This window comes from Exiguobacterium sp. s142, from assembly GCF_018618455.1.
Taxonomy (GTDB): Bacteria; Bacillota; Bacilli; order Exiguobacteriales; family Exiguobacteriaceae; genus Exiguobacterium; species Exiguobacterium aurantiacum_A.
Window position 1 is genome coordinate 1 of the sequence record NZ_JACSMB010000015.1, and the last position, 22,002, is coordinate 22,002.

Sequence of the window (22,002 nt, forward strand, 5' to 3'; positions counted from 1 at the left end):
GTTCACCTCGTGAACAAGTATGCGAGAAGGAGACGAAATTGTACATTGTTATCCCAACGTTTTAGGACATCTTAAAACTATCATTTATACACGACCACGACCTGTGCCGCTCGTCGAAACAAGGCAAAGGCTTCTGGGTGATGGAGCAGTTGAGTGGCGCCCAAGGCTGGAGCCGGATCGGCTACTTGCCACGACCGGGCCACATCCGTCTTTGGACACACCAAGCCGTCGCCCGCGGCGCCGAGGCGATCGTCTACTTCCGTTTCCGAGCCGCGCACTTCGGTACCGAGGAGTTCTGCCACGGCATCATCGACCACGACGGCAAGCCGAAACGTAAATTCGATGAAGTACAGGGCGTCATGAAAGAGCTCGCGACGCACGGTGACATGATCAACGCGGCCGAATATAAGGCCGACGTCGCCGTCTATTACGACCAAGAGAACTTATGGGCGTGGACGCATCAGCCCCATTCGGATGCGTTCAACTTCAAGCAAGAGTTCGTCCGTTTCTACGGAGCGGCCGTGCGCCAAGGCGTCAACACGGACATCGTCTTCCCGGGTGACGCGCTCGACAAGTATAAACTCGTCGTCGTGCCGCTTTATTTCCTCGGCAATGACACGTTCGACAAATCGCTCATCGACTACATCGAGAACGGCGGCCACGTCATCTTCACGTACCGGACCGGCGTCAAAGACCCGATCAACCGCTGTCACGCAGACACGCTCCCGGGCAAGTTCGCGACATACGCCGGTATCGAGATCGACGAGTACGAGAGCCTGCAGGCCGTCCAGTCGAACCAGGTTCGCCTAGGCGACTACGTGTCTGAGGCGAACATTTGGTGCGACTTGATCACGCCAAAAGGTGCCGACGTGCTCGCGACGTATGAGCAGGCGTTCTACAAAGGGACGGCCGCCGTCACGCGTCACACGTATAAAGGCGACGTGACGTACATCGGCTCATCGGTCGACGATACGATGCTTGACACAATATACAATGAGGCGCTCACGCGCGCCGGCATCGACGCAACGCGTCTTCCGGACGACGTCGAGAAAGTCGATCGTCACGGCGACGGTCACGTCATCCGCTTCTATATGAACCATTCGACGGACGTCACGTCGACGGTCGAGATCGGTGACGAGTGGCAGACGCTCGACGGGGACGCGGTCTCGGGGACACTCGAGCTCAAACCGCTCGACGTCATTATGTTGAAACGGGAGGTGGGGGCATGATCTATCGCTTCGACAACCGGTTTGTCATCGAAGGGAAGCAGATTGCCTACGTGTTCGACGTCGACGACCGGGGCCGGCTCGTCCATCAATACCTCGGCGATCGGCTCCATGAAACGGATTACATTGAACTACCAGATCGTCGGGTGTTGCACTCGTCGTTCGAGACACCAGACGGCGTCGCCGCGTACGAGTTCGTCTCGTTCGGCGACCTCGTCTACACCGAGCCGACGCTCAAAAGCCATACGGCGACTGAACGGTTGCACGCCTTCACGTTCCAAGACGCACGGATCGGTCACGACACGCTCGAGCTCGACTTGGTCGACTCGATTCAACAGGTGACGGTCACGCTCCACTTCACCGTGTATCCGGCGTACGACATCATTGAACGGAAGATGACGGTTCAAGCCGGGACGGACGTCACGCTCGAGAGTGCGCAGTCGTTCAGCCTCGGGTTGACCGAGCGCAATCTGCGTCTCAGTCATTTTTCAGGGGCGTGGACCGGTGAGTTCCAATTACAACAAGGTGAGTTACTCCCAGGTAAGAAGACGATCGAGAGCCGGCGCGGCTTGACGAGCCATCAAAGCAATCCGTGGTTCGCGCTCGACGACGCGGCGACGGAACAGCACGGTGAGGTCATCTACGGCTTCCTCGGCCATTCCGGCAACTGGGCGATCCATTTCGAGCGCGACCAGTTCGGCTTCACGCAAGTGACGGGCGGGCTCAACACGTTCGACTTCGCGAAACGGCTGGCTTCAGGTGACGTGTTCACGACGCCAGCGGCCTATATCGGCTACACACAACTTGGTTTCGGGGCGATGAGCCGGAACGCGCACGACTTCGAGCGCGACGTCATCATGCCGGAACGGACGCGCGAGACGCTGCGTCCCGTGCTCTACAACTCATGGGAGGCTACGTATTTCGACGTCAGCGAGGACGGACAGAAACGGCTCGTCGATGAGGCCGCTGCGATCGGTTGCGAGCTGTTCGTCGTCGACGACGGCTGGTTCGGCGAACGGAACTCGGACGCGGCCGGTCTCGGCGACTGGCACGTCAACAAGACGAAGTTCCCGAACGGGCTAGAGCCGCTCATCCGCTACGTCGAGGACAAAGGCCTCCAGTTCGGCCTCTGGGTCGAGCCGGAGATGGTCAACCCGGATTCGAATCTCTACCGGTCGCATCCCGACTGGATCTACCACACGAATGGACGCCCGTCGACGACGTCACGCAACCAGTTCGTGTTGAACTTGGCGCTGCCGGAAGTCGAGGCGCACGTGACGCATCTGTTGGACGATCTGCTCGAGAACCATGCGATCCGCTACATCAAGTGGGACATGAACCGCGCCTTCTCCGAACCGGACAGCCCGCATTTAGGTGATGCGAAAGAACTGTGGCTCCGTCATACGGAAGCGGTCTACCGCATTCTCGACACGCTCCGGGACAGACACCCGGACGTCGCCTTCGAATCTTGTGCCGGCGGCGGCGGCCGGATCGACCTCGGCGTGCTCTCGCGCGTCGAACAGGTTTGGACAAGCGACAACACCGACGCGCTCGACCGGCTCGAGATCCAGGAAGGGTTCTCCTACGCCTATAACGCCAAGATGATGAGCTGCTGGGTGACGGACGCGCCGAACTGGCTGAACGCCCGCGCACTCCCGCTCAACTACCGCTTCGTCAGCGCGATGCAGGGCACGCTCGGCATCGGCGGCAACTTGCTCGAATGGAGCAAGGAAGACCTAGCCGCGTCGAAGCGTTGGATCGAGACGTACAAGTCGATCCGTCCGCTCGTGCAGCACGGGACGAGCTATCGTCTCGCTTCACTCAAGAAAGAAGGGTTCCACGCGATGGGCTATACGGACGGGGAGGACTACGTCGCCCTCGTCAACGCAGACCGCCGTCATTACGGCAACAACAAGCTGCGCCTCAAACTCGCCGGGCTCGACCCGGACCGCGTCTACTTATATGAAGGAAGACGTTTGAGCGGCCGCTACTTGATGCAACAAGGGATCACATTGACACAACAAATCGATTATGACGCTTACTGCCTGGTCATCCACCCGGCGTGAGCGATGGAAGGGATGGAGTCGTATGCTTGCATTTGATTTAGCACACCTGAACGAACAGTTCGAGACCGTGTTTTTGGCGGGGCCTGAGCGGATCTTCTTCGCACCGGGCCGCATCAACTTGATCGGCGAACACACGGATTACAACGGAGGTCACGTCTTTCCCTGTGCCATCACGTTCGGCACGTACGGGCTCGTCCGGAAGCGCGAGGACGGTATCATTCGCGTCTACTCGCTCAACTTCGAGGACGTCGGCGTCGTCACGTTCCCTGTGACGGACGGGACGTATGACGCCGGTCACGACTGGGCCAACTACGTCAAAGGGGTCGTCGCGCTCTTGCGACAAGACGGACACGACATCGGAGGATTCGACTTCTTCCTCGCCGGCAACATCCCGAACGGAGCCGGATTGTCGTCGTCAGCCTCACTCGAACTCGTGACGGCGCTCATGATCAATGACGTGTACGGCCTCGGGCTCGAGCGAATCGATCTCGTCCATCTCGGTCAACGTGTCGAGAACGACTTCATCGGCGTCAACTCAGGCATCATGGACCAGTTCGCGATCGGGATGGGCAAGGCCGACCACGCCATCCTGCTCGATTGCGATACGCTCCATCACGACTACGCGCCGATCAAGCTCGACGGTTACGACATTTTGATCATGAACACGAACAAGCGCCGCGAACTCGCCGACTCGAAATACAACGAGCGCCGGACCGAGTGCGACACGGCACTCGGCCTGCTAAAAGAGCGGTTCGATGTCGCCTCGCTCGGCCAGCTGTCGGTCGCGACGTTTGAGACGGTCGCATCAGAACTCCCGGAGACGCTCCGGAAACGGGCCCGCCACGCCATCTCGGAGAACGAGCGGACGAAGCTCGCCTTCACCGCCCTTCAAGACGAAAAGCTCGACGTGTTCGGACAACTGCTGAACGACTCGCACGCGTCGCTTCGTGACGATTACGAAGTGACCGGTATCGAGCTCGACACGCTCGTCCAGGCAGCACAAGATTGCGATGGCGTCATCGGCGCCCGCATGACCGGTGCCGGTTTCGGTGGCTGCGCCATCGCCATCGTCGACAAGACGTCGACAGAAGCCGTCATCCAGACCGTGTCGACCGTATACGAAACAACGATCGGCTACGCGCCGACATTTTATATCGCGTCCGTCGGGGACGGCGCGCGTGAACTCGTAGAGGAGGAAGTCAAATGAGTGTACTCGTCGTCGGCGGGGCCGGTTATATCGGCTCCCATGCAGTCCGCGCCTTGCTCGCGCGCGGGGAAGACGTGATCGTGATCGACAACCTTCAGACCGGGCATATCGAATCGGTCCCGAAACAAGTCCGCTTCTATGAAGGCGACATCCGTGACCGTGCGTTCATGGACGAGACGTTCGCGAACGAAGACGTCACAGAAGTGCTTCATTTCGCCGCCAACTCGCTCGTCGGCGAGTCGATGGAGGAGCCGCTCGCGTATTACGACAACAATGTCTTCGGGACACAAGTGTTGCTCGAGACGATGCGCAAACACGGTGTCGCGCGGATCGTCTTCTCCTCGACGGCCGCGACATACGGCGACCAGGACGAGATGCCGATCCGGGAGACGGCTGAAACGAACCCGACGAACACGTACGGGGCGACGAAGCTCGCCATGGAGACGATGATGAAGTGGTGTGACCGCGCCTTTGGCATTCGTTTCGTCGCACTCCGCTACTTCAACGTCGCCGGGGCCGATCCGTCGGGTGAAATCGGCGAGGACCACACACCGGAGACACACCTCATCCCGCTCGTCCTCGAAGTGGCGAACGGGCAGCGTGAGGCGATCACCGTGTTCGGCGACGATTATCCAACGCCTGACGGCACATGTATCCGCGACTACATCCACGTCCAAGACCTCGTCGATGCCCACGTGCGCGCGCTCGACTACTTGAAACGAGGCGGAGACAGCGACGTGTTCAATCTCGGCACGGAGACGGGACTGTCGGTGCTCGAAATCATCGAGGCGGCCCGCCGTGTGACGGGACACCCGATTCCGGTCCAAACTGGTGTGCGCCGTGCCGGCGACCCGGCGATGCTGATCGCGTCACCGGACAAGGCGAAACGCGTGCTCGGTTGGACACCAGAGCGCTCGACGGTCGATATGATTCTCACAGACGCCTGGAACTGGCACGAGTCACATCCGGAAGGCTACAAACACGTAGAGGGGGCGAGACGATGATCGATGCAACGATTGAAGCGCTCGTCGAGGCGGCGATCCGCGAGGAACTGATCACGGAGCAAGACCGCATCTACTCGCGGAACCGTGTGCTCGCACGATTGAACAAGCTCGACTTTGACAAGCCGACGTTCGTGCCGCGCGACTCGATCCCGAACTTGCTCGAGACGTTGACCGAATACGCGGTCGAGGCCGGGCTCGTCGAGAATTTATTAGAGGAGAAGGACCGATTCATGGCCGAGGTCATGGACGTGTTCGTCTCGAAACCGTCCGAGGTGACGCGCACGTTCAACACGCTCCGGGCAGTTGACGTCGAGGCCGCGACGAGTTTCTTCTATAAGATGAGCCAGGCGTCGAACTATATCCAGACGCAGCGGATCGCAAACAACATCACGTACAAGGCACCGACCCGCTACGGCACGCTCGACATCACGATTAACTTGTCGAAGCCGGAAAAAGACCCGCGCGAGATTGCGCGGGCCCGGCTGCAACCGGCGCCAGAGACGAACTATCCGACGGGGTTGCTCGCGATCGAGAACGAAGGTTACGGCGGACACTTGAAGCATCCGGCCCGGGCCAACCACCGCATCATCCCGCTCACGCTCGGCGGGGAAGAGTGGTCGTTCCAATACTCGCCGTACTTGTACTACAACGAACACTCGATTTTACTGTCGAACGAAGTGCGCGACATGGTCATCGACCGGTCGGCGTTCGAGCGTCTGCTCGACTTCGTCGGTCAGTTCCCGCACTACTTCGCCGGGTCGAACGCGGACCTGCCGATCGTCGGCGGCTCGATCTTGACACACGACCATTACCAAGCCGGCCGCTACCGGTTTGCGATGGACGATGCCGACGTCGTCGCGACGTACCGCTCGGACCGTTACGACCAAGTCGATATCGAGACGCTCGAATGGCCGCTCTCGGTCGTCCGGCTCCGTTCGACGCAGCGTGAGCAGCTCGCTATGTTGGCGAACCAACTGCTCGGCCACTGGCAAAACTACGAGGACGGTGACATCGTACCGTATACGGGCGACGTCCGCCACAATACGGTGACGCCGATCGCCCGGCGCCGCGATGGCCGCTACGAGCTCGACCTCGTCCTCCGTAACAACCGGACGAGCGAGGCGCATCCGGACGGCATCTTCCATCCGCACGCCGACGTCCATCATATCAAGCGCGAGAACATCGGCTTGATCGAAGTGATGGGGCTCGCCGTGTTGCCGGCTCGACTCAAGACCGAGCTCGAACAAGTCGTCCGTTTCATCGAAGGCGAGGACGTCGAGGTCGCGGACATGCACAAGGCGTGGGCCGAGGAGTTGAAGACGAAGTCAGGTGACGCGCGTGTGATCGTCGACCAGGCCATCGTCGACAAGTTCGTCAAAGGATTAGAGGACGCGGGTGTGTTCAAACAGACGGTCGAGGGGCAGGAGCGCTTCACGGCGTTCATGAGCTCATTTTTGAGTCACGTCGATAAAGTGGAGTACGGCGCGTCGACTACGGGAATGAACAGGTAAACTAGTCGAAGTAGGTGAGCCAATGAGAGAAGCAACGATTGAAAACAAGAACGGGATGCGGCTGTCGGCGATCGAGTATGGCTGTGCCATGACCGAGCTGACGGCACCGGACCGTGACGGCAACATGGACTCTGTCATTTTGAAATATGGCGACTTGGATCAATACCTCGAGAACCCGGTCTATTTGGGCTCGGTCGTCGGCCGTATCGCCGGAAGAATCCGTAACGCCGAGATTGATGGTGTGGCCTTGACCCCAAGCGAGGCCCCGCATCATATCCACGGCGGGACGGACGGTATCACGTCGCGGTATTGGGACATGGACGTCGACGGACAGGCGATTCAATTCATATACTTAAGTCCGGACGGGGAAGAAGGCTACCCGGGGAACGTCCGCTTCAAAGTCATCTATGAACTGACGGACGACAATGAACTCGTCGTCACGATGACGGGTGAGACGGACGCAGTGACGTGGGTCAACTTGAACCATCACAACTATTTCAATCTCGGTGGCCGGCCGACGATCCACGATCATGTGCTGACGTTGCCGGCCGACCACGTCGCGCGGCTCGATGATGAGTCGCTCCCGACCGGGGAACTGCAGCATGTCGATGCGACACCGTTCGACTTCCGCGACGGGAAAGCAGTCGGCGAGGCGATCACATCAGACGATGAAGCCATCGCGAAAGCCGGCGGGCTCGATCATCCGTTCATCTTGAAGGATGGGGTGGCGCGGTTGCACGACCCAGTGAGCGGACGCGTGCTCGACGTCGAGACGAACCAACCGGTCATGGTCGTCTATACGGCGAACTTCCTCAGTGAAGAGACACCGGTCACGCTCGAGGGACGGCAGAAGCATAGCGGCATCTGTTTAGAAGCCCAAGCGCTTCCGGACGCGCCGCACTATCCAGACATCGCCACATCGATTGAACTGAAACCGGGTGAGTTGTATCATTCGAGGACGGTGTATAAGTTTAGTGTTGAATAAAATGGAAGACCATTGGACCTGTCGTAGACAAGGACGATGGTCTTTTGCGTTACGCTTTTACAGTATATAGCTCATTCAACACGTCGGTCACCGTCGCACTAAATGAATGAAACGCAGGAGCATCGACGAGCGACGTCATGGCGTCTTTTACGACAGTTGCGTTCGTCCAATCGGAAACGTCAGTCGCCTCCGTGTAGATACGGGTGAACTTTTTCCCTTCTTGTTTTCCGGACTTCCAAAACGAGATGTTCTTCGCTTCGAGCGTCTCAAGAAGCGGGAGACGTTCCGCGAAATCGATGGGGCCGACTTCGACATAGAGTTTGAGACGCTTGCTGCCTTTTCGTTCGAACCAAATAATCAATCCATAGTTGAGCCAATAGCGATTTAAGCAATCCATCCGTTCTAAATTTGGCAACCAGTCGTCCAAGACAAAATTAGGAACACGAGTATGCGCCGAGTAAGTGGTAACTCCTTGCTCTTTTACGAATTCAAGGAAGGCTTGGTGGACAATATTGCCACCAGTCTTGAAGATGTAGTCAATCGTTTGGCGCTTTCGATTGTAGATAAGAAGTAAATGGCGTTTCGTCTCTGCATCAAGTGTCTCGAGTGTTCGGACTGCTGGCCGAAGTTCGATTTGTTTTTGCTTCGCCGGATTGGCATTCGCGTAAAGCAAGTGAATCGCGGACGCATAGTCTTGATATAGCTGAAGCGCTATATTCATCGTATCTTCATCATCGACGAGTCTCTCTTCAAGCAGCGCGATGTAGTAAGACAAAAAGTCATAAATGTTGTCGGCAATTGTCGTCCGGTTCAGCTCGAGCTCTTGCGTGATCATCAAGCGGACATCATCATAGTCGAGGAACCAATAGTCGTCGTGTGAAGGGGCATCGCTCGAAAGTGTCAAATAGATCGGCAAGATGTTTCGAGTCGGAAACGTCTCATGGACATGGTCGAAGTAATGACTCAGCTGCCCGGCAGATTCACTCGAATGGAACTTGTTTTCGATGAGAAGTATCAAATTCAGCGAGGGGATATCAATCAACAAGTCGATGGCCCCGTTCCCGGTCCACCATTCCCGGTGCACCGTCACATCTGAGAGCGGGGCGTAAAGGAACGGTAGATAGTCAATGCCTGCAATCTTCTCTTCATTTTCCGGTTTCGTGATCAAGTTCATCAGTACTTTCCGCAAGAAGAAACCTCCCAATCGATGATTTTCGTTCGGGTCAAATAACCAAGCAAGGACGTTCGAATGACGAATCTCGTATTGATCGACGCGAAGTACTTTGAGCGGATTAAATTGATGGAACTGTTGATGGAGCCGGTTAAAATCGGTGGAATTTTCTAATTGCAAGATGGTGTCGAGTGAGTATGGCATGAGAGCCTCCTAAGAAGAGTTGATAAGATTAGTAAACTACAAAAATACTAAGGAAGATGAATAAATATTGGACGTGGTTAGAAATAGTTACAGGGCGATAAAGGATTAAAAGGTAATATTATGAGACGGATGATATTGCGATTGGCTCCGATCGATGATGCATAACAAGATAATAAAAAGTTTTTTATCTACTTTGTCGAATAGGTGTCGAACGATTTTGGAGTAGTGGGCGGAATATCATCTACCTTTTATTATAAAAGAAGAAGTATTTTAGCTTCCTATTTTGTAACATCAACAATGGAGCGTCTTGAGGTAAGCGAGAATTTATCGTGAAAACTATGAATCCGGAGGGACTAGAATGGACAAAACATTCAATTTTAATGAAGTAGATGAAGAAGTGTTTGAACAAGAGTTTGATCAAAACTATGATGACCAATTCAAGCAAGCGAATGACCAGCTTGAAAGCAATATTCTGATTGCGCTCGTTGGGGATGTAAACTGTGGAAAATCGTCTACCATTAACAAGTTGATGGATGGTGAGATTGTATCGACTGGGGCAAAACCTGGAGAGACGGTCGAGATTAAAGAAATTCAATACACGGATAAAATTGTATTTGTTGATACCCCAGGTCTCGATGATATCAACAAAGAGAATTCGCAAGTGACGCTAGATTATTATAAGAAATCAGACGTTATTTTGTTCTTCACGAATGCGGCTGGTACCGTGTTATCCGAGAATGAGTTGAAGAACTTAAAAGAGATTGAGAAGACGAACAAAAACATCATCATCGTCCTGAACAAGATTGATGCAGCTGAAGATATCGGTGGACTCGTTCAATACATCCAACAGGCGACAAACTATGTTTATCCGGTCACTCCAATCTCATCACGAACAGGTGAGAATATCGAGATGCTACAAAAAGAGCTCTTAAAAATTTTAGAGGAGAAGCAAAAAGATATTTTGATGGCTCGTGAGCTAAAGGACAAATCAACAACGGCGAATCGTTGGATCAACAGCGCAGGGCTTGCATCAGCCGCAATTGGAGCATCTCCAATCCCTGGATCTGATATTATCCCGCTAACAGGCATTCAAGTTGGTCTAATCATCAAACTGTCTCTTCTATATGATAAACCAGTGTCGAAAGAGAGTGCGAAAGAGTTACTGATTGCGACGATTGTCGGAAATGCAGGAAAGACAGCATTTCGTCAATTGGTCAAATTAGTGCCTGGCGCTGGTTGGGCAGTTGGGGCTGGCGTAGCAAGTGCCGCGACAATCGCATTGGGATATGCCGTCAAATATATGCATGAGCACAATATTGAACTTACAGCTGAGCAATTGAAGTTTGTGTACAACATGTTTTTGAATAAAGAAAAGAGTAAATAATAATCGGGTTAAGTCTAGACTGGACACTCTTCATTTAGACACGTCTGTAATTTTTTAATTTAGAGGTCACCGGACAAAAGAAGCAGCCTTAGCCTCACGGCCAAAGCTGCTTCTTTATATTTGCGTTATTTCCTCCCCGTTTGTCACGATGGCCTGCTTATACCAATCGAAGCTTTTCTTCTTCGAACGTCGAGAGCCTCATTTTGACTTCTCGATAAACGGGCTCTCGAGCGAACTAAAGATGTTGCCTTAGATCGCTTTGTTGATCTCCGGGTCCGTGCACATCGTACGGCTCGCGTAATAGCTGAAATCGATATAGTCGACCGTATATTATTTTAACAGCTCGAGGTCGTCGCTTTCCATAACAGACGTAAGGCGGATTTGACTCAAGCCAGGTTATGCCCACTGAAGGTAACATTCCTTCGCAGGGAACCATTCAATTGTTATTTGATACTTGAAGTGTAGCACGCGCTAAAACGAAATATCGACGCTTACATTTACAAGTGTTCAGATTTCTTCTTTTGGATAAAAAATGGACTCACCATGGTGTGGGCGAGTCCATTTGACAGGCTATACGGCATAGTCTCCGTTGTATTGGACTAGTGAAACGTCACGTACTTCCTCGATGTCGTTCAATCGATTCATGAAAGCAGTATTGTCGATTTTCAACCGTAATTCAGCCGTCAATTCGACCACATCTTTCCGAACAATTTTTGACTTGAGCGTGTAATCGAGTTGTTGCAGTTCACGTCGTACTTCATCGTTCCCATCTTCATAGTAATGGATCACGAGGAGATAAAGCGTATCGGTGTGCTTTTTACGAGATAGCATGAAGATGACTGCCCCGACGACGACTGCCCCGAATAGCGTCAAAAAGTAGAGTCCGGCACCACTTGAGATACCAGCTGCAATCGCCCAAAACATAAAGACGACATCGAACGGATCTTTGATGGCTGTCCGAAAACGAACGATACTGAGTGCGCCTACCATGCCGAGTGATAAGACGACGTTCGTCGAAATGGTCATAATGACGAGACAGGTAATCATCGTCATGACAAGTAAAGTAGCATTGAAACTCGGGCTGTAAAGGACACCTCGGTACGTCATTTTGTAGATGAAGTAGATGAAACCGCCGGCGATAAAAGCGGTCAACAGCCCTAGCATCACATCGATAATGGATAAATTCCCGAAGGTAAACTCGTTTAAAAAACTGTTTTTAATGACATCATTAAAATTAATTGTCGTTTCCATTGATTCCACTCTTTCATAATCCATGATAACGAATACTTGCCATCCGACAGTGAACATACTTCGAAATAGCAGATCGTTGGTGTGACTCTAGTTGTAGTAGTTGACGTATATACTCCGGTAAAAATTCATCGTACTTCACTTCCAAAATCGTTTTCGGATAATCGAGTACTTCTTCTGAAACGGGATGTTTCTCGAACAAATCGATACTATTTGTGACAAAGCTAAGTTCCTTGTCAAATGTGACTCGGACGTTGCCGAGTGTCCCGACGTACGCCTCACGGACGTAGTCGACGATGACACGGGGACGCATCTGAGAACTCGTCAAATAGTAGTAAAACTCTTGATACAGCGGTTCTGGCTTTTTCAACAAGAAATCATAGTTCCAATCTAAAATCTGTTCATATTCTTCACGCGTAATCGGGACAGAGGATTTCAAAATATATTCGCCTTGCCGACTCTTTTTTTCAAGTTTAATAACGTCTTCTGAGTAGTTGTACGTTCGAATCCGGAACTTCTTACGTCGGAAGATACCGCTATTCTTTTGAATCAAATCATGATCATACACGTTGTCGAAATAAAGACTGCGAATCAAGTAGCCATCCCGACTGACAGAGTGTTGGTCTTGGGTCAGGACAAGATTGATTTTATCTCGAAGGGTCGCATAGTCTTTTTCATTAATAAAGTACTTGAGTTCGTGCCGAAATCGCTTCATGGTTTTGCTCCTGGTATTACAATTTGTTGGACACCCCAATGCATTACCCGGTCATTATCTCGGTAATAGTCAAATGGGATTTGTGAATTTCCTTCCGCGTCTGTGACCGTGACGCGCCAATAATAACGACCGGGGTCAAGGATCGGAATCGAGTGAGAGAACGTTGTCATATTTTGCTTTTCGGTGACGTGCGTTGAAAAATCAGGAGATTTACTCAATTCAAAGTGATAACGTAACTCATCGTTTTGGATGTCGTAAGAAGCATCCCACCGAAAGACATCTTGCTTACCTTCACGAGCGTAGTTAAGGAAAATAGGCATTGGATTTTCGAGAGAGCGAATAAAATCTTTCTGATATTTCGAAGTGATGTTTTCGAGTGAACGATAACTCGTCGCGTAATCACTCGCTTCGACGCTTAAGAAGCGAAGGTCTGGTTCACTCGTGACAAGTGGGGCGACAACCGGATAGAACCCATCAATCAATCGTTTCGTGTTGTCCGCATTGATGACGCGCGTCAATTCCTCTATTTTTTTCTTCAGTGCTTCGACATGATCCGGGTCTTTCAAATAACGACGATGAAGGACGGTTCCCCAGTAGCGTTGAACACCTTGTTGCCAACTTGGCATGACGTCCGTCCGTTCGGTATCACGACCGAGTGCTTTATCGAAGTCCCATGGCATGAAATACCATTTTTCTGAGTTGAGGGGACTGTATAAATAATAGTTCGTCGACATCGTGTCATAGTTTCCAAACAAAATGTTCGTTCCAAGCCACGTTAAGTAATTTTCCTCATCAAAATAGGTATCGAACACTTCGTCGAACGGTTTGGATAGATCGTTCAAGTCATCGAGCATGGTCAACAATTCTTCATGATTATCTGAACCGTTAATTTTGAGAACCGACTCGAATGCGTTTTTGTCATAAGTCGGGTCGTCTTTCGTTTTTAATGCATCCGGATAGCGATGAAACTCAAAGTTCTCTGCCTTATATAAGTGACCATCTGGGTTCAATCCGCGTGCAGAGAGCGCTTCTTCATTCAGTTGTTCCACGTGCGTGTAGAGACCGTAACTGACAAATTCGTCAGCCTGGCTCGAATCCGTCATATCACGGACATGCAACTGAACGAAATTAGTACGTAAACTCGAGATGTCATTGAGTTGTTCATAATAGGCGAATGCCAAGCGATTGCGAACCCGTGTTCGGTCGTCCGCGTGCTTATTTAAATTCAGCACACTTTGACCGTACCAAAGTCCGGCGCTGTCTTGGAGTCGAATTTTATACGACTTTTGTGGCTCTAAACGGCTTGATCGACCTCGTAGCTCGATGGTGGCATTTACGGTCGCATCATCGAACAAGTTGATCGAATCGGGCCCCTCAGCATCGCCTGTCTCAAAATGGACGAACAGCTTCGGACCGCTCTCGAGGTTGCTGTATTGTTTATAAGATTCATTTAAATCATACAGCGTGATGTCATTTTCCGGTACCGTCTTTTGGTCGAACACAGTGACGTACACATGTTCAAGCCGGTTACCATCATGGCTGGCATACACCCGTTTGTCTTCAGCAAACGACGTCTCGGACGATTTCGTCTCGGGGGATGCGATAGTCGATGAAGCTGATGTCGACGTTGAAGGAGACTTTAGAATGGCTTGAAGTCCAAGCAAAACAAAAAATAAACATATGATACTGAGTATCGTTTTAGGATAAGGCACCCGTTTCATTAATTAACTCCTTCTTTCATGACAGGCTGCCGATTCGTCGTAAGAATCGTTCGGTTTTCGTCGTGATTTCTTGATAAACAATCGGCTGGGAACAGAACGTGGTGTAGTCGATGTCATTTAAGCTTCGGACGAGCAGACGGCCGCCCCATAGAAACCCGAGAACGGAGGAAAGGAACATCCCGACTCCGTACATATCGAAACCGAGTACAAACAACAGGGTAGCCATGAAACTCGCTATCGCATAAAATCCAGTCAGATTGATGGCAGCGCGACGTTCATCAAAGTAGAGCAAAATCAAGAAGAACGTGATGATCATACTGAGGAACCAACTACCGAGTACCACGATAATATAAATATCGATTTGATTTTGCGTCATTCCTAGGAAAGGAAGGAGGCGCACACCTAAAAATAAGAAAATGAACGTAATTAACATTTGGACTTGAGCCATAAACAAGAGCTCGGAACCGAGTGTTCGATACATCTCTCGTTTTGCATTCTGAATGTCTTTGAACGGATATCCGTTCAAAATCCGACCGTAGTACTTTTTATACGTCGTATAAAAAGTCGTCTCGAGTGTCACCATAAATAACACGAGAGAAGGCAAGACGCTCAAATAGGCATAAAACACCGGGGTGTCATAATAAGGCGCCATTAAGAAGGTTTCCCCGACAACGATGGCCCGGTCTCCAAACCAAGTAGCCAAGTTATGTCCGTATAAACCGAAGTAATACGCGACACCAATCAAAAACAGGAGCGGGTACTTCTCGAGATAGACGAGGAAGTAAAAGTAATTACGGTCGTTCACTTGAAAGTAATTATGGACATCCCGGAATAACCGAATCAATATGATAAAAAAGCCGATGTTCAGTCCGATGAAGACCGAGGTCGACGTCGGCGAATCGAGTGGTCCCGTTAATAGCCAAATGAAAAATGCCGAGATAATCGTTCCGAGTAAATAGCTCTTGACGATTTTTTTATAGTCTTTTAGAGCGGATACATACATCGATAAAATCCAAATAACAGAAAGCTGAGTGAAATATAAATACGTCACGAGCTTATAGCTGAAAGGTAGCGGGGACCCAGCATAGAACACAATCGTCATCACAAACCCGATTAAGACGACCAGACTGATGAGTCCATATAAAGACGATAATACGTGCTCTTCTTTTTCTAAAAACGTCTGATCGGCTACGAACCGAGAAATCGTGAACAAAAAGCCGCCGGTCAACAATTGAGAGAAGATGAATGTATATTGGACCGCTGCCATATAGATGTTAATCTCTGTGGCGGCGACGTCTAAAAATAGGAGCCACTCGCGTGATGCTGTGATTAATAGAATGGATAAAAACATGGGACCGACCGCAGTGATCGAGGAATATCCATAGGCACGAAGTTGGCCGAAAAAACTAGATTGGTCATACAGACGCTTCAGTTGAAATCCGATTCCGGCCATGACGTTCTCCTTTCTCGTAATAAGACTTATAACGGTCAATCATCATGTGAAGAGTGTAACGATTGACGACGCGCCCCCGTCCATTTTGTCCATACGTCATCCTCAATTCCGGGCGCTCGACTAACTTTATGATTTCTAACGCCAGCAGATGGAAATGCATGACAGGGACAATTACGCCGGCTGGACCGTAGTGATCTTCAGGTCCTTCTAACAGTTCACGGCAACCTCCGACGTCAGTCGAGACAAATGGAATCTCCATAGCAAGCCCCTCTAAAATCACAAGAGGTTGTCCTTCACTAATGCTTGAGAGGACAAGAATGTCCATGAATGTCAAGTAGTCCGTGACGTTGACAGGTCCAGTGAAATGTACGTTTTGTAAATCAAGTGTGTCGATTAAGTCGAGGCACTCGTCATAGTAATCTTCATCCTCGTCCAGGGGGCCGATAATATAAAAATTGGAGTCAGGGAACGTCTCCTGTACGATCGCGAACGCCTGTAACATCGTTTTAATGTCTTTGATTGGGACGACACGTACGATCGCCCCAATGTGAATCCCGGGTCGCTTCGTTCGGAGCTCTGGTGAAAATCGTGTGACATCGATGCCGTTTGGAATGAGGAACGTCTTGTTTGGGGGGCAACCGAGTTCCAATTGGATCTCGCGATTCCCTTCGAACAATGTACTGATGTCATCGGCGTATTGATAGGCGCAGTTGGATAAACTATAGAAGTAATCAATCCAAACATCCTTGAAATACCCTTTGATCCATGAGGACTTGATGATTTCCTCTTCACGTTCACGTGTATAAATCCCATGTTCCGTGAGAATCAACGGTTTTCCATACTGATACTTCGCAAGTGCCCCTAAGACGCCGGCGTACCCTGTCGACACGCTATGATAGACGTCGGCAACTGGCACTTTTTGATCGATGCAGACGAAGAGCGGCAACAACATCGAACGTAGCGCCCAAAACATGTCCGTGAATGGAACTTGCATGAAACGTTTTTCACACAGAATGGTGGCGATATCATAAAAATCTTTGCTTCCTAAAAAGTTCATAACCGAGTCGATTCGACCACTCGTAAAGAAGTTAAATAATACGTCCCAATCGGTCTGACGATTGGACATGAGCGAGAGGAAGGCCAACCGTTCGGTCTCGGTCAACTTGTACCGCTTTCCTGTCACGATGGTTTGATCTAAATAATCTCCAAGGTGAATCTCTCTCAGTTCAATCAAATTTGATGGTAGCGTATATTTGGGTTTCACGCCTTTTAGTTCTTTGGCGGAAATCGAATAAACGATGAATTCGTGTTCGGGCATTTCCGTAATGATGGATTGAATCCAGCTTGATACACCACCTGTGACGTGTGGATATGCCCCTTCTGAAATCAGACAGATTTTCATATAGTTTCCTCCAATTGAATCGTGAACGATAACGACTCAGACTTCACGAGGTATAGACCTGGACCAATCGATTCGAGCTGACAATCTTCGTAATCGGCGACAGGGGTTGGTGTCGTGAAATAAAAGAATGTGTCGCCTGAGCTCTCATCAAGCGTGAACGTGTACGTATCACCCGTCTGTTTCGTATAAATCGATCCATTAAAGAAATGGTGATTTTCTACAGTATCTGACGCTTTCATGGTGCGAAGCCACGGTACTTCACGTTGTTGCATCTCCTGACTTTTTTTAAAAGAAGACAGGAATCGTTCGCCGTCTTCTTCTGACGTGACGGTTTGAGGCGTTACTTGGGTGGACACGAGACCGCTCGAAACGAGCTCATTAAACTCATACCACTTCGTCAAGTCAATGTTTGTAAAGTCACTTGGAGAAGAGGGGAGTCGTAATCGATTCGTTTGGCCAGTAGGAAATCGGGTGCCCCCTAGAGTGACAGTCACATCTGAAAATGATTTGTTGAGTGGTGTCTCGTCGAGCGGTGAAGAAACGAGAACGGTTTTGACAGTGAGGCCTGGAAGCGCATACTGCAGTTGTTGACGGTTTGCCTTGTACCAGTTTTTTTGTTGTTTTTCTGGAACCGAGATGATGGCGACCTCACCACCAGAACGTAACGTCTCACGTCCATAGAGTGCCAAATCCTCGGAATAAGCGGACGTCTCAAGTTGTGGATTCAAAGAAGGGCTCGCTGTAGCCATCACATAGTTCAAATCATATTTGGCTTCAATCCGTTGTAATTCTGCCCAAAAGATATTCCGATAATAGTCGCGATCTGTCATGGATGACGAGATGTTTTTTTCGTCCGAACTATGGAACGGGAAGCCGTGTAATGTCGTAATCTTCGAATTCAAGACGGGGCGTAGCATCGGGTCTGTTTCAGTCAGACCGACGAAGAACAAAGCGTGCTCCGAAGGGTCTTCCATCATTGTCCCATTGAAGAAGACAAAACGACCTGCTTCATAATCAGTTTGCCACAGCAGTGGAACGTCTTGGCTCGAACGTGCAAGCAGTGTTGCGCTTGGATCAAGGCGAACGGATAAGGAAGAATTAATGAGCTCTTCGGCATCGAACGTTTGATAGTCCGAGGCGCCGAAAAACGGATTCATTAATTCAATCCCAGTTGTCTCGACGAAATTACCGACCTCAATCAAACCGACATGGCGGTACATCTCCATGAAGCGGGGACTTGGAGAAGGTCTCGTCGCAAAAAAGACAGTCCCCCCTTGGGCTACGTAATTCAAGATGATGTCTCGGTCACGTAACAAGTCGAGCCGCTCTGTCGCAATGATGACGGCCGTGGCTTCTGTTAGACTGGTCAGCTTTTCAATCGAGGACACGGTCACACGTTTGCCGATGCCTTCAAGTCGTGTTTGAAGAGAGGCGCTGAGACGCGTTTCTTTTTTACTATCGATAATCAAAAACGAATCGATTGCCCCGTCTTTAGTAGGGTCAATCGAGTGGGTGCGAATCGCACTAACAGACGACTCGGTAAACAAGGGTAGCTTCAACACATAGTCTGATCGAATCAAGACGAATAGAATGCCTAACACGGCGATAAAGATGCCAATAATATATAATCCTTTTTCAAGTTTGAACACATGTTTCACTGGTTTCACCTATATCCAAAATCGTAGTTGATTGAGTCCATCTGGTGATAAACGTATCTCAGAGGAGCGGAGCCGATGAATCATTTCGTGGACTCGACTTACATTTTTCATTGCATAGTGAACGGCCATTGCTTCAAAATAGGCAATTTCGTTCGTGGGATGTTGATGTAAAAATAAATCACTCGCTTGAAGCGCATGGGCATATTCACCAAGCGAAAGAGCCATTTGGATGCGTTCCACATGATAAATAATTTCAGTACGGTCATCTACGTCAATCAAATTGGATAGTGCATGGAGATAGGTGTAAGCGTACTTTGTTTGGGTGCGCCTGTCCAAAAATTCCATGTCCATAATTTGTTTTAAAATTTGTAAATATGATTTGATGACTTGTGGGTCCTCGTGTCGCTCTTCGAGTTCACGTTCTAAATGACGTAGTTGCTTGGAGAGATGTGTCTTAGCTTGTTGAAGCGCGGTTGCGGCGTAATGTGACGTCTCATTGTCTTCGCTCTTCAAAGCAGCTGCAAGCATCGGTGCTTGTTGGAGAAAATCATTTTTCAAGATATTCATCAATGTTTTTCGCTTGATTTGATTCGTATTTAAAATCAAAGCATCTTGTAGTGAAATCATATTTGTCTCACTTGATTTATCCGGGAGACTTAAACTTACATCTTCGTAAGCTTCTTTGCGTAAAAGCCAATCCGGAAGTTCTGCCGCCTCGTGTTTCGAACGTTGCAAGTAGTAGAGGATTCCCCAGCTGACAAAGGGTAAGGCGATAAGAGTGAACGCCATTGGAATAAAGTCTTTTCGCTGTTTGAGGAAGACGATGATAAGGACGATTACTGTAAAAACGTAGTGGAAGATTAATGCGTTACTCAACATACGACACGTCCTCTACGACATCTGCATGAATTGATTTCTGAGCCAGACGTTCGATTACGATTTGTGATTCATCCGCTGTAGCATTTGATAATAGGGCATACAGCTCATTGTCATCACGATACCCTAAATAGTCGGTCGTTCGTAAGGTTGAGTCTACTGAATGAATGACATTGTCAGTTATAGAGTTGCGAATGTGAAGTAACGTGTATGGGATATTTAACTCGATTTTGCCCTGCTCTTTTTGAATGACGATCCGTTCGAAATAATCTTGCTTCAATGCGTTCGTATTTCTGACATACCGATCAAGCTGGACGGCATCAATATAGCCAAATGAACGATCAAGCGATGAATTGATCAAGCGTGTCATAACATCAATCAAGTTTCGATACGACAACGTCAAGTTTTGGAACGGGACCTGATAGCATAAAACCACTGCGAAGATTTCACCTTGACGGAGCAACGGTGCACCGAACATAGCGTCTTCTGGCGAGAGAGCTTTATTAAAGACAATCTCTTTTGATTGCATGACTTCGTTCACTAGAGAATGTTCTTCAAGGTCCAGTGAGTTTTTAGGTGAAAATGCAGGATCGGCCGATTTGGCGGCTAATCGCGCAAAAGCAGATTGATTCACTAAATAGATGGCGAAATGTTCAGCCTTCAATGTTTTTTCAAGTACCGAGATCGATCCGACAAACAATCCTTCGGGTTCTAAGCTGTCAAGTGCGCGTGTCGCTTCGTAAACACTTCCGATACTATCTTCTGAATGAATGATTTGTTGGTGCAATTGATTTTTGATATCGAGTGTCTCTTCATAAATCTCATTTAAGAAGTGGTGCCGTTCACTCGTTGCGGCTAACTCGTCTTTTAAGAACTGGATTTCAATTTTTCGACGTTCCATGACATAACTCACAATCAGTCCAACTAATAGGTAAATCGTAAATACCGCGAGAATCGAGTTGTCGACGAACAAAGAAAGAATATTTCGGCCAGTCGCAGCATGGTCATAAAATTGGACACCCACCGCTAAAATAGAAGCGACGAGAGACTGTGTTTTTCCAAACAGTAAGGCTGCCAATAAAATATAAATAAACCAGTAATCTGGGGTGTCTACCACAGGTGTCATAATGAAAGAAAACATAAAAAAGATTAAAAACAGGGTCAGGTTTTCGGCAATTTGAATGAATGGGTGCGAGAAGAGGGTACCGAATACTGTCGATTTTTTATCAATTGTGACAGGGGGTATTACATCATGTTTTTCATAGTAGGAAAGGGTTGTATTTATGCCTTCTTCAATAGTGTACTTTGGAACCCAATCCAAATCTGTTTTGAGTTTACGATTTTCAAGCTGAAGCGTGTGAGCCTTCGGGGGATGGCTGTATGTCACTTCACTCAGACCGACAAGTTCACATAAATGGTACAGGGAGGTTTGAGTATTAGATGATAGGTTGTAAATACCGGTTAGTTGACTCATGACACCTCGATACATAGCATCGGCCACATCACCTGAAAAAATGAAGTCATGGGCCCATTCAGGACTCCCGTTTACGTTGACATTTGTACCGTTTGAAATGGAAGTGGTTAAACTAGTGATGAGTGTGCTGTCTTGACTAGTATGTTGTTTTGGTCCGTAAACGCAGGCAATTCGAAACACAAGTGTCGAAAGACCATATAATTCGGACCACTGTTGACAGTAAGCTTCACCGTGAAGTTGGTCGAGTGCGAATGGTGAGTTTGGAGCCGGGATTGCAGCCTCTACGACGGGTATCTCACTCTGATTTCCATATACCTCTGAGGTCGAACAGTAAATGAATTGTTTCACCTGATACTTTTTTGAAAGTGTCAATATATTAAGGAGACCATTCACGTTCGATTGAACAGGGTGAATTGGATGTGAATGTTGATTTGACGTGGCACAATGAATCACGACATCGAAGGAGTACGTTTTAAAAAATGTTTCGCACTTCGAATCGGACGTATTTGCAATCAAGTATCGATGTTTGAAGTCGATGTTTGCTTTCGTTCCAGTAGATAGATTATCAAGAATATGTATGTGATGACCTTCTTTGAAAAAACGTTCAGCTAGGGTACTGCCGATAAATCCATAACCGCCTGTAATTAATATGTTCATCTTCTAGCCCCTTCATAATTTGAAAATAAGAAATACGTAA

The 22,002-nt window shown here is 49.4% G+C and carries 16 protein-coding genes; 7 read left to right on the plus strand and 9 right to left on the minus strand.

Annotated features, from left to right (window positions below; all coding sequences use genetic code 11):
- Window positions 1-86: 86 nt before the first annotated feature.
- Genes KNP77_RS12315 through KNP77_RS12340 form a run of 6 tightly spaced genes read left to right on the plus strand, consistent with a single transcriptional unit; the run spans window position 87 to window position 7,999 of the window.
- On the plus strand, window positions 87-1,229 hold the full coding sequence (locus KNP77_RS12315) for a beta-galactosidase (protein ID WP_353048830.1): 1,143 nt from the start codon (window positions 87-89) through the stop codon (window positions 1,227-1,229).
- Window positions 1,226-3,292 carry an alpha-galactosidase gene (locus tag KNP77_RS12320; protein ID WP_214891034.1) on the plus strand — a complete coding sequence of 689 codons (2,067 nt, stop codon included), beginning with the start codon at window positions 1,226-1,228 and terminating at the stop codon, window positions 3,290-3,292. Before KNP77_RS12315 ends, KNP77_RS12320 begins: the two co-directional genes overlap by 4 nt.
- A 22-nt stretch (window positions 3,293-3,314) precedes the next feature.
- Window positions 3,315-4,499, plus strand: coding sequence for a galactokinase (locus KNP77_RS12325; RefSeq protein WP_214891036.1), 1,185 nt, complete (start codon window positions 3,315-3,317; stop codon window positions 4,497-4,499).
- The gene (galE, locus tag KNP77_RS12330; RefSeq protein WP_214891039.1) at window positions 4,496-5,503 is read left to right on the plus strand and encodes a UDP-glucose 4-epimerase GalE; all 1,008 of its coding nucleotides are present in this window, start codon (window positions 4,496-4,498) and stop codon (window positions 5,501-5,503) included. The genes KNP77_RS12325 and galE overlap by 4 nt, the downstream gene beginning before the upstream one ends.
- Window positions 5,500-7,014: a UDP-glucose--hexose-1-phosphate uridylyltransferase gene (locus KNP77_RS12335; protein WP_214891041.1), complete on the plus strand. Its 1,515-nt coding sequence runs from the start codon at window positions 5,500-5,502 to the stop codon at window positions 7,012-7,014. The genes galE and KNP77_RS12335 overlap by 4 nt, the downstream gene beginning before the upstream one ends.
- A 22-nt stretch (window positions 7,015-7,036) precedes the next feature.
- Window positions 7,037-7,999 carry an aldose epimerase family protein gene (locus KNP77_RS12340; protein ID WP_214891043.1) on the plus strand — a complete coding sequence of 321 codons (963 nt, stop codon included), beginning with the start codon at window positions 7,037-7,039 and terminating at the stop codon, window positions 7,997-7,999.
- A 49-nt stretch (window positions 8,000-8,048) separates the two neighbouring features.
- On the opposite strand, the gene KNP77_RS12345 is transcribed toward KNP77_RS12340, so the two are convergent.
- Window positions 8,049-9,374: a PDDEXK-like family protein gene (locus KNP77_RS12345; protein ID WP_214891045.1), complete on the minus strand. Its 1,326-nt coding sequence runs from the start codon at window positions 9,372-9,374 to the stop codon at window positions 8,049-8,051.
- 358 nt (window positions 9,375-9,732) lie between these two features.
- Between KNP77_RS12345 and KNP77_RS12350 the strand changes: the two genes are divergently transcribed.
- The gene (locus tag KNP77_RS12350) at window positions 9,733-10,758 is read left to right on the plus strand and encodes a GTPase (protein ID WP_131470139.1); all 1,026 of its coding nucleotides are present in this window, start codon (window positions 9,733-9,735) and stop codon (window positions 10,756-10,758) included.
- 570 nt (window positions 10,759-11,328) lie between these two features.
- On the opposite strand, the gene KNP77_RS12355 is transcribed toward KNP77_RS12350, so the two are convergent.
- The 8 genes from KNP77_RS12355 to KNP77_RS12390 form a co-directional block, all read right to left on the minus strand.
- Complete coding sequence (locus KNP77_RS12355) at window positions 11,329-12,009, minus strand: DUF4956 domain-containing protein (protein ID WP_214891047.1); 681 nt, start codon at window positions 12,007-12,009, stop codon at window positions 11,329-11,331.
- Window positions 12,010-12,022: 13 nt separating this feature from the next.
- On the minus strand, window positions 12,023-12,721 hold the full coding sequence (locus tag KNP77_RS12360) for a polyphosphate polymerase domain-containing protein (RefSeq protein WP_131470138.1): 699 nt from the start codon (window positions 12,719-12,721) through the stop codon (window positions 12,023-12,025).
- Complete coding sequence (locus KNP77_RS12365; RefSeq protein WP_214891049.1) at window positions 12,718-14,271, minus strand: CotH kinase family protein; 1,554 nt, start codon at window positions 14,269-14,271, stop codon at window positions 12,718-12,720. The genes KNP77_RS12360 and KNP77_RS12365 overlap by 4 nt, the downstream gene beginning before the upstream one ends.
- A gap of 187 nt (window positions 14,272-14,458) precedes the next feature.
- On the minus strand, window positions 14,459-15,895 hold the full coding sequence (pelG, locus tag KNP77_RS12370) for an exopolysaccharide Pel transporter PelG (RefSeq protein ID WP_214891051.1): 1,437 nt from the start codon (window positions 15,893-15,895) through the stop codon (window positions 14,459-14,461).
- Complete coding sequence (gene pelF, locus KNP77_RS12375; protein ID WP_214891053.1) at window positions 15,858-17,297, minus strand: GT4 family glycosyltransferase PelF; 1,440 nt, start codon at window positions 17,295-17,297, stop codon at window positions 15,858-15,860. The genes pelG and pelF overlap by 38 nt, the downstream gene beginning before the upstream one ends.
- Window positions 17,294-18,964, minus strand: coding sequence for a DUF2194 domain-containing protein (locus KNP77_RS12380; protein ID WP_214891055.1), 1,671 nt, complete (start codon window positions 18,962-18,964; stop codon window positions 17,294-17,296). The genes pelF and KNP77_RS12380 overlap by 4 nt, the downstream gene beginning before the upstream one ends.
- Window positions 18,965-19,834 (minus strand): bacterial transcriptional activator domain-containing protein, encoded by an 870-nt coding sequence (locus KNP77_RS12385; protein WP_161567610.1) that lies wholly within the window; start codon window positions 19,832-19,834, stop codon window positions 18,965-18,967. It abuts the gene before it with no gap.
- Complete coding sequence (locus KNP77_RS12390; protein ID WP_214891057.1) at window positions 19,824-21,962, minus strand: NAD-dependent epimerase/dehydratase family protein; 2,139 nt, start codon at window positions 21,960-21,962, stop codon at window positions 19,824-19,826. Before KNP77_RS12390 ends, KNP77_RS12385 begins: the two co-directional genes overlap by 11 nt.
- Window positions 21,963-22,002: the final 40 nt, after the last annotated feature.